At 69.0% G+C, this 9,058-nt stretch carries 9 protein-coding genes; 3 read left to right on the top strand and 6 right to left on the bottom strand.

Features of this window, described 5'->3' with window-relative positions; all coding sequences use genetic code 11:
• Positions 1–446: 446 nt before the first annotated feature.
• The gene (ftsZ, locus tag ACWGE0_RS32915; RefSeq protein WP_452264803.1) at positions 447–1,823 is read right to left on the bottom strand and encodes a cell division protein FtsZ; all 1,377 of its coding nucleotides are present in this window, start codon (positions 1,821–1,823) and stop codon (positions 447–449) included.
• Between the two features lie 323 nt (positions 1,824–2,146).
• Between ftsZ and ACWGE0_RS32910 the strand changes: the two genes are divergently transcribed.
• On the top strand, positions 2,147–3,025 hold the full coding sequence (locus tag ACWGE0_RS32910) for an RICIN domain-containing protein (protein ID WP_452264802.1): 879 nt from the start codon (positions 2,147–2,149) through the stop codon (positions 3,023–3,025).
• A gap of 12 nt (positions 3,026–3,037) precedes the next feature.
• On the opposite strand, the gene ACWGE0_RS32905 is transcribed toward ACWGE0_RS32910, so the two are convergent.
• Both ACWGE0_RS32905 and crtI read right to left on the bottom strand, forming a co-directional pair.
• Positions 3,038–3,532, bottom strand: coding sequence for a DinB family protein (locus ACWGE0_RS32905; protein ID WP_452264801.1), 495 nt, complete (start codon positions 3,530–3,532; stop codon positions 3,038–3,040).
• Positions 3,533–3,559: 27 nt separating this feature from the next.
• Positions 3,560–4,975, bottom strand: coding sequence for a phytoene desaturase family protein (gene crtI, locus ACWGE0_RS32900; RefSeq protein WP_452264800.1), 1,416 nt, complete (start codon positions 4,973–4,975; stop codon positions 3,560–3,562).
• Positions 4,976–5,069: 94 nt separating this feature from the next.
• Here crtI and ACWGE0_RS32895 point away from each other — a divergent pair, with 94 nt between their 5' ends.
• Positions 5,070–5,192, top strand: a complete 123-nt coding sequence (locus ACWGE0_RS32895; RefSeq protein ID WP_452264799.1) for a hypothetical protein — start codon at positions 5,070–5,072, stop codon at positions 5,190–5,192.
• A 107-nt stretch (positions 5,193–5,299) separates the two neighbouring features.
• On the top strand, positions 5,300–5,566 hold the full coding sequence (locus tag ACWGE0_RS32890) for a hypothetical protein (RefSeq protein WP_452264798.1): 267 nt from the start codon (positions 5,300–5,302) through the stop codon (positions 5,564–5,566).
• Positions 5,567–5,811: 245 nt separating this feature from the next.
• Here ACWGE0_RS32890 and ACWGE0_RS32885 read toward each other — a convergent pair whose 3' ends face one another.
• From ACWGE0_RS32885 to murG, 3 genes are read right to left on the bottom strand one after another with little or no spacing between them, the layout of a single operon-like run.
• Positions 5,812–6,564 carry a cell division protein FtsQ/DivIB gene (locus ACWGE0_RS32885; protein ID WP_452264797.1) on the bottom strand — a complete coding sequence of 251 codons (753 nt, stop codon included), beginning with the start codon at positions 6,562–6,564 and terminating at the stop codon, positions 5,812–5,814.
• Entirely contained in the window at positions 6,561–7,928 is a 1,368-nt protein-coding gene (gene murC / locus ACWGE0_RS32880) for a UDP-N-acetylmuramate--L-alanine ligase (RefSeq protein WP_452264796.1), read from the bottom strand. Before murC ends, ACWGE0_RS32885 begins: the two co-directional genes overlap by 4 nt.
• The gene (gene murG, locus ACWGE0_RS32875) at positions 7,925–9,028 is read right to left on the bottom strand and encodes an undecaprenyldiphospho-muramoylpentapeptide beta-N-acetylglucosaminyltransferase (RefSeq protein WP_452264795.1); all 1,104 of its coding nucleotides are present in this window, start codon (positions 9,026–9,028) and stop codon (positions 7,925–7,927) included. Before murG ends, murC begins: the two co-directional genes overlap by 4 nt.
• Between the last annotated feature and the right edge of the window lie 30 nt (positions 9,029–9,058).

The raw sequence follows: 9,058 nt of genomic DNA, 5'->3' as shown, positions 1-9,058 counted from the left end.
ACTCGACACGCTTTTCGTCGAGTTGACACCCCTCCTCGTGGGTGGCTCGCTCTGGCTCGGCTCGTGACGGGACCACCCACCCGAACCGCACCACCTACGCAACGCAACTCCGCCCAACGCAACAGGCGTGCCATCAACCCGCTGACGGCGTGGGCAGGTCTTTGATCAGATTGGCGGGGTCTGGGGCAGCGCCCCAGGAAAACTCTCGCAACCGCCAGGTAACTACGGCACGCAACCACCTACGGACTCGCAACCGGCAGCCGCCAACGCAACAGGGGGACGACCTACGCAACCTGCGCGCCCCAATCCACAAGCTGACGCAGGCGTCCCCTCAAAAGGAAGACCCCCTGAGCCCAAACGCTACTCAGGGGGTCCGACAAGATCGAAAATCCGACATCCGGCGGCCAGTCGATCCACCGATCTCCCAGCTCACCGCCGTACGAACGTCACCGCCGCATGAACGGCGGCACGTCAACCTCATCATCCGGATCATCAGTGACCGGCACCGGCCGAGAGGGCAACGACCCGTTCTGCGACAAAGACCGAGGCACCGACGGCACGTACCCGTTGCCCTGAGCAGGCGAAGGCTGCGGCGGCACAGAAGTAGCCGCCGGAGGAGCCTGCCGAACCTCACCCTGCGAACCAGGCTGATGCCCCGCCTGCGAATGCGCCTGCTGCTGGTGCACCGGCTGATGCACCTGCTGGTGAACCGGCTGCGACACCTGCTGATGCACCGGCTGAGCGACAGGCGGCGGAGGCGTCTGCGCCACCGGAGCCGACTGGTGCACCGGCGCCGCCGAAGCGGAAGCGATCGGCCCGGAAGCAGTCCGCGGCGGTGACGACAACGCCGTCGGCTCCAGCTTCTTGTGCGTGGGCCCGCCGCTGTCAAAACCCGCGGCGATCACCGTGACCCGAACCTCGTCGCCGAGCGAGTCGTCGATGACCGTACCGAAGATGATGTTCGCGTCCGGGTGAGCAGCTTCCTGGACCAGCGACGCGGACTCGTTGATCTCGAACAATCCGAGGTCGGAACCACCCGCGATCGACAGCAGCACCCCGTGGGCGCCCTCCATCGAGGCCTCCAGCAGCGGCGAGTTGATGGCCTTCTGCGCGGCCTGGACCGCGCGGCCTTCTCCTCGGGCCGAGCCGATGCCCATCAACGCCGAGCCCGCCCCGGACATGACCGACTTGACGTCGGCGAAGTCCAGGTTGATCAGACCAGGGGTCGTGATCAGGTCCGTGATGCCCTGAACACCGGACAGCAGCACCTCGTCGGCCGAACGGAACGCGTCCATCAGGCTGACACCGATGTCGCCCAGCTGAAGCAGCCGGTCGTTCGGGATGACGATCAGCGTGTCGCACTCGTTGCGCAGGGCCTGAATGCCGTCTTCGGCCTGCTTGGCGCGGCGCTTGCCCTCGAAGGAGAACGGGCGCGTCACGACGCCGATGGTCAGTGCGCCGAGCTTGCGAGCGATCGAGGCCACCACCGGTGCGCCACCGGTGCCCGTGCCGCCGCCCTCGCCGGCGGTCACGAAGACCATGTCGGCCCCCTTGAGGACCTCCTCGATCTCTTCTCTGTGGTCTTCGGCGGCCCTGTGCCCGACCTCGGGGTTCGCGCCCGCGCCGAGGCCGCGCGTCAGCTCGCGGCCGATGTCGAGCTTGACGTCGGCATCAGACATCAGCAAGGCCTGTGCGTCGGTGTTCACCGCGATGAACTCGACGCCTTTGAGCCCGACCTCGATCATGCGGTTGACGGCGTTGACGCCGCCACCACCGATGCCGACGACCTTGATCACCGCGAGGTAGTTGTGCGGGGGCGTCATCGGATCCGCCTTCCTGATCGTGGTCCGTGCTGTGGTGCTGGGTGGTGATGCACCCGGATTGAAACTCTCAACCTCTCCTAGAGGCTCAGAGTTATGTCAACCCCATATGTTCCTGCTGGACGGTAAGCACCGGTGGCACGTCGGTCCAGCAGCCACGCCGTAGGGTCCCAACACTGTGCGCTACTACTCCCCGGTCGTGCAGTCAAGTAGTGCGCACGGCCTGAGGACGACGCACCCCAAGCCTAGTCGGACGTCGAATCAGAGATCGTCTCGCCCGTCCTAACCCACGATTTCCTGTCGGTGCCGCCCGCTAGCGTGGTCACATGGGGATGAGAAAACTGTGCGTTGCCCTCGCGGCGATCGCACTGGGGGCAGTCGTGGCCGCGCCGGCGAGCGCCGCCACCGAGGGAAACAAGATCGTCGAGATCAGAAACGTGGGCCACGATCTCTGCGTCGACCTGACCCCGCAGGGCAGGGTCTCGCCCAGCCTCGCCACGTGCACGGGAAGCGCCGCGCAGCAGTTCGAGCGCGTCCCGGCGGCCATGGGCGGGGAGTTCCTGCGCGCCGTCGCGAGCGGGAACTGCCTGGACAGGCTGCAGCAGGGCATGGAGCTGTACCTGCTCCCGTGCAACGCGGAGGCGGCCAGCCAGCGCGTTCAGGTGCTGCCGGTCGCCACGGGCGCCGTCAAGCTCCGGTTCCAGGACAGGTTCGCCCAGGTCCTCTACTCCGACATGGGTGTGCTGTTCCTGAAGGACGACGGCGAGGAGAACGAGCTGTGGCAGATCCGCGAGGTCGGGGTCGCACCACCGCGGCAGGAGCCGGCTCGGGTCGTACGACTGAAGAACGCCGACCGCACCGACGCCTGCGTGACCGAGAACGGCGTCACGGCGATCATGCGGCCCTGCGCGGCGGCGCCCGGCCAGTCGTTCCGGCGTGTCGACCTCGGCGACGGCAGGACGGGGCTGCGCAGCACCAGGAGTGAGCTGTGCCTGGCCAACCTGAGGCACAGCGCGGTCACCCTGGAGAACTGCTCGGCGACGGACGCCGCCCAGCACTGGACGTTCACCGTCGACGAGCTCGGCAACCACAAGATCGCGAACGTGTCGACGGCCCGGCACCTCACGCCGGCCAGCGACGGCGAGGTGGCCACCTTCCCGTACTGGGGGATCAGCCTCTCGCAGCAGTGGCAGCTAGTGGTGTGACCCACCACGCCACTAGTCGCCGGTTGACCCGTCCAGCAGCTCCCTGACCACGTCCAGCTGACCGGCGTGCCGGGCGGTCTCCTCGATGACGTGCGCGAGCACCCATCGGGCCGAGACCGTCCGGTCGCCCCGGAACGGCACCTCGCCGTCGAGCTCCACGCCGGCGAGGATCTCCCGGCTCACCGAGGCCTGCCGCCGGTAGTCCTCCAGTAGCCCGGCGAGCGTCTCGCCCTCCTCGACGCGCCAGTCCGCGTCGGGGTCCTCCATCGTGTACGGCGCACGCGACCCCCGTCCGGCCAGCACCACCTCGAACCAGTGGTGCTCGACCCACCGCACGTGCTTCACCACACCCGCGGCTGTCGTCAGCTTCGACGGCAACACCGCACGCGCCGCGTCGCCCTCCGCGAGTCCCTCGACCTTCAGCTCGATCGTCGCGCGGAGGTAGTCCAACAGGGCCGTGTACGTCGCACGTTCATCAGCGACGAGTGGTGGTGCAGTCCGTGTCATGCGGCGCAGCCTGCATGAGCGCCCAGGTCACCGCACCGCATTTATCCGCTGGGCCGCAAGGCGTCCGGAGATCAGCACCGGCGGCACCCCGACACCCGGCGTGGTCCCCGCACCCGCCAACGCCACGTTCTCCACCCCGCGCACGACGTTGCGCGGCCGGAACGGTCCCGTCTGCGCGAAGGTGTGCGCGAGCCCGAACGGCGTGCCCGCCGCGTTGCCCCAGTCCAGCGGCGTCACGAGCACCTCGTCCCGGACAGCCGCACCGAACCCGTCCAGCCCGCGCGCCTCCAGCGTCCGCACCAGCTCGTCGCGGTACCGCGGCCCGACGCGCCGCCAGTCGATCGGCCCGGTCTTCAGGTTCGGGCACGGCGCCAGCACATAGTGCAGCCCGTCCTGCGCGTGCGTGACGAGCAGCGACGGGTCCGACATCAACTGTCCCTTGTGGACGATCTCGTCGAACGTCCCCCGCCACGCGCCCCCGAACAGGATGTTGTGGTGCCCGATGTCCCAAGTGCGATCTGTCGCCGCGTGCAACACCACGGCAGACGGCGACCAACGGTGCCCACCGAGCCGTCGCGGGCTCTTCCCGAGCAACCGGTACGCGTCCGGCAACTCACACGCCAAGACCACCGCGTCACACTCGATGCGCTCCTCAGCCGTGTGCACAGCCCTCACATTGGCCCCACGCCACTCCAGACGTGTGACCGTTGCGCCGTAACGGAACTCCGCACCGTGCTTCTCAGCGGCCTTGCCCAACGCCTGAGGCACCGCATGCATCCCACCGCGCGGGTAGTACACACCCGCGATGGTGTCCATGTACGCGATAACCCCGTACGCCGCGAGGGCATGCTGCGGCGGCACTCCCGCGTACAGAGCCTGGAACGAAAACACCCTGATGAGCCGCTCGTCCCTGATGAACCGCCGCAACTGCGACTCCAGCCGCCCGAACCCACCCAGCCGCGCCAGCTTCACCAACTCCGGCCGGACCAGGTCGAACGGCGAGTCGAAGTTGGCCCCGATGAAGTGCTCCCGCTGAGTCGAGTACAGCTCACCCAGCCACCGCCGCAAATTTCGATACCCGGCCGCTTCCCTTGCGCCGCAGACGTTGCGAACCTCGGCCTCCATGGCCTCGGCATCGGCGTGCACCGCGATCCGCGACCCGTCCGCGAACCGCGCGTGGTAAGCCGGATCGACCCGGTCGAGCGTCAGCCAGTCCGCCAGCCGCTCCCCCACCGCGCCAAAAGCCTCGTCGAGGTATTCCGGCATCGTCAGCACCGTCGGCCCGCTGTCCGCGACGAACCCACCCACCTGGACAGTCCCAGCGCGACCGCCTGGCACATCAGCCTTTTCGACGACGGTGACCCGCCACCCGGCGCCCCGCAAGTGCATCGCGGCCGACAGTCCGGCAAGACCAGCGCCCACAACCACGACGTGGCGAGCCATGAGTACTTCCTTCGGGTGACAACGACGAATCCGGCTAATACCGCGAGAAGCAGTCCGATGAGCACGGTAGTCGTTCACTACGAGGAGGCCCGTCTTGGCACCCGCACCCGCGTCCGTGCGTTCGCTCGTCATCGAGGCGATCGTGTTGGAACTCCTGACGAGCAGGGTGGGCAACCTGTTCGTGCGGGTCGCGACAGCGCTCAGGCCGAACGGCTGACCGGCGAGCCACAGGAGATCCCCCGTGGACCCTCTTCCACCGGAAGAACCGCATGCACAACCCCAGTGGAATGGGGCACACCTGACACGTTCTCCGTCGACGGCAGCATGACCGTGGCCGGCAGCTGTGGATCAGGTGGCTACAGCGACATTCGTGACGGGGCCCAGGTTGAGATCGTCAACCAGGACAACAAGATGCTCGGCGTGTCCGCGCTGAGGAAGGGCGAGGACCGTTGCGTCTTCACTTTCACGGTGCGGGACATACCGACAGGAGAGCGGCTCTACGGCGCGAGCACGGGCAACGTCAACCGCGGCGTGATCTGGAAGACACAGCAAGAGGCGATGGCCGAAGGCTTCCACCTCACGCTCGGCTGACCAAAGAACCTCAGGAGATCTCCATGTGCTCGCAGCCAACTCCCCGGTCCCCGCACCGACGTCCCCGCCGGTTCCCCACACCGTCCCGGCCACCAACCCCGCGTCCGTAGCCGGTCGCCGGCACGCCAGCCCCAGGGTCGTTGGCACGCCGGCGAACACCGCTGAGGAAGCGCTTCCAGCGTCAGGCCGGGATCGGATCAAGGCAGGGCAGAGCCGCCGATCCCGGCCCGCTGAAAGTCAGGAAACTAGGAAACCGTCGCCAGGTCCGGCGACGAGACGTCGTAGGTCGTGCCAGGCCGGGTCAGCAGCACCAGCAGCACGGCCGCCTTGCGCGGGGTGTCGTCGGAGCTGCCCCACTTCACCACGCGGTTCCCGGACAGCGTCAGCTTCACGTCGGCGCCGGACGTCGCCGCCACCGACGCCACCTCCGGCCGCAGCTTCTCCGGCAGCTCGTTCACCACCCCGACCGCGGCGCGCGTGGCCGGGTCCGCGGACGACGGCGCGGCGAGCACGAGTTCGGGCACGCCTGGTGCGGCCGCCGGCAGGACCGCGTAGTCCTTGCCGGTGCTGTCGACCAGGTGGAAGCCGTCGGGCAGTTTCACCGAGCCGACCGGGACGCGTTCGGTGATCAGCAACCGGACCGTGCCCGGCAGCTGGCGTTCGACTTCGACCGCGGCGACGCGCGGCATGGCGGCGACGCGGTCGTGGATGCCCTTGAGGTCCAAGCGCACCAACGGGGAGCCGGGTTCGATGGCGGCGACACCACGAATCTCGTCGTCGGTCAGCACCGCGGCACCACGGACGTCGACTTGATGGACGCCGAGCAACGGCGTGAAGAACACGCAGTAGGTCAACGCCACCACGGAAAGCAGCGTGAGCAGAGCTACCAGGCGGCGGCGCAAGATGATCCTGCGCCGCGCCCGGTACTCCGCGCTCTTCGGTCGCCGGTTCGCAGCGGGACGAACTCGCGTGGACCTGCCGCGAACCGGGGCACTCATGACAGCGCGCTGACGATCTCGGGGCCGAGCATCGTGACGTCGCCGGCGCCCATGGTGATCACGAGGTCGCCCTCGCGCACCAGCGAGGCGACCAGCGCGGGCACGCGGTCGAACGACGGCTCGTAGTGCACGGAAGCCGTTACCTGCTCGGCGATCAACCCGCCGGTGATGCCGGGCTCCGGCTCCTCGCGGGCGCCGTACACGTCCAGCACGATCACTTCGTCCGCCAGCGACAAGGCGGCGGCGAACTCGGTGGCGAACGTGCGCGTGCGTGAGTACAAGTGCGGTTGGAACACCACGACAACACGGCCCGCCGCCGCGACCGGACGTGCCGCACGCAGCTGTGCGTCGACCTCGGTCGGGTGGTGCGCGTAGTCGTCGTAGACGGACACGCCACCGGCGCGGCCCTTGAACTCGAACCGCCGCCGCACGCCACCGAACGCGGCGAGACCTTCCAGCAGCCCGGCCTGGTCCGCGCCCAGCTCCAGGCCGGCCAGCAGAGCGGCGACAGCGTTCAACGCCATGTGCTCGCCCGGCACCGCGACGCGCACCTCGACCGCGACGCCGTCGATCTCGACCGACGCCAGGCCACCGGTCTCGAGAGGCTTGTAGTCGACGAGACGCGCGTCCGCGGCGGCGCGCCCGTACTCGCGCACCCGAATCCCGCGGGCCCGCGCCTCGGCGATCAGTCGCGCCGAACCTGGATCGTCCACACAGGACACCAGCACGCCGCCCGGCACGATCCGCTCCAGGAACGAGTCGAACACGGCCGTGTAGGCCTCAACGGTGCCGTGGTGGTCCAAGTGGTCCGCCTCGACGTTCGTCACAACAGCGACAGACGGCGAGAAGAACAGGAACGAGCCGTCGGACTCGTCCGCCTCGGCCACGAACACGCCACCGGTGCCCTGGTGGGCGTTGGCGCCGGACTCGTTCAGGTCGCCACCGATCGCGAACGACGGGTCCAACCGGCAGTGCTGCAACGCGACGGTCAGCATCGACGTGGTCGACGTCTTGCCGTGCGTACCGGCAACACACACGACCCGGTGGTCTTCCATCAGCGCGGCAAGGGCTTCGGCGCGCCGCAGCACCGTGATGCCGCGCTCACGAGCCGCCGCGTACTCCGGGTTCGACTCCTTGATCGCGGTCGACACCACGACCTCGGTCGGGCCGCCGACGAGCTGGTCCAGGTTCGACGAGTCGTGCCCGACGGCGATCCGCGCGCCCTGAGCGCGCAGCGCCAGCACGGTCCGCGAGTCCTTGGCGTCCGAACCGGACACCTGCGCGCCGCGGGCGAGCAGAATGCGGGCGATGCCGCTCATGCCGGCACCACCGATGCCGACGAGGTGAACGCGCTCGAGACTCACTTCTGGATCACATCCAAGACGGTGCGGGCGAGGATCTCGTCGGCTTCGCGACGGCCGGTGCCGAGCGTCGCCGCGGACATCTGGGCCAGCCGGTTGCGGTCCGCCATCAGCGGCACCACCAGCGAGGCGACCTTCTGCGGCGTCAGTTCCTCGTCCGGCACCAGCACGCCACCACCGGCGGAGATGACCGGACCGGCGTTGAGGGCCTGCTCACCGTTGCCGTGCGGCAGCGGCACGAACACGGCGGGCAGACCGACGGCCGACACCTCGGCGACGGTCATCGCGCCGGAGCGGCACAGCACGGCGTCCGCGGCCGCGTAGGCCAGGTCCATGCGCTCCAGGTACGGCACCGTCACGTAGGTCGGCGCGCCCGGAACCTGTTGCACGGCAATGGTGTTCTTCGGGCCGTACGCGTGCAGCACGCCCACGCCGGCGCGCGCGAACTCGGCCGCCGCGGGTGCGACCGCCTCGTTGATCGAGCGCGCGCCCTGCGAGCCACCGAACACCAGCAGGACCGGCGCGTGCGGGTCCAGGCCGAAGAACCGGCGGGCCTCGTCGCGCAACGCGGCGCGGTTCAGCGTCGTGATCGACTGGCGCAGCGGGATGCCGATGATCTGCGCGTCCTGCAGACCGGAGTCCGGCACAGCCGCGGCGACGTGCGCGGCGAACTTGGCGCCGACCTTGTTCGCGAGACCGGCCTTGGCGTTCGCCTCGTGCACGACGATCGGGATGCGGCCGCGCGCGGCCAGGTACGCGGGCAGCGCCACGTAGCCGCCGAAGCCGACGACGACGTCCGCGCCGACGCGCTCCAGCACCTCACGGGTCTGCTTGACGGCGCCGCGCACGTTCAGCGGCAGCTTCAGCAGGTCCAAGGTCGGCTTGCGCGGCATCGGCACCGGCGGGATCAGCTCCAGCTGGTAGCCGCGGGCCGGCACGATCTTGTTCTCCAGGCCGCGCTCGGTGCCGAGAGCGACGACGCGTGCGTCCGGTCGCAGCCGCATGACCGCGTCGGCCAGCGCCAGTGCCGGCTCGATGTGTCCCGCAGTGCCACCGCCTGCGACCACGACGCACGGACCACTGGGGGCAGGGTGCCCGGTCAAGACTTGCCTCCGGAGATTGGTTTCGACTTC

This window comes from Lentzea sp. NPDC054927 (genome assembly GCF_053610285.1).
This window is presented reverse-complemented; position numbering and strand designations above follow the sequence as displayed.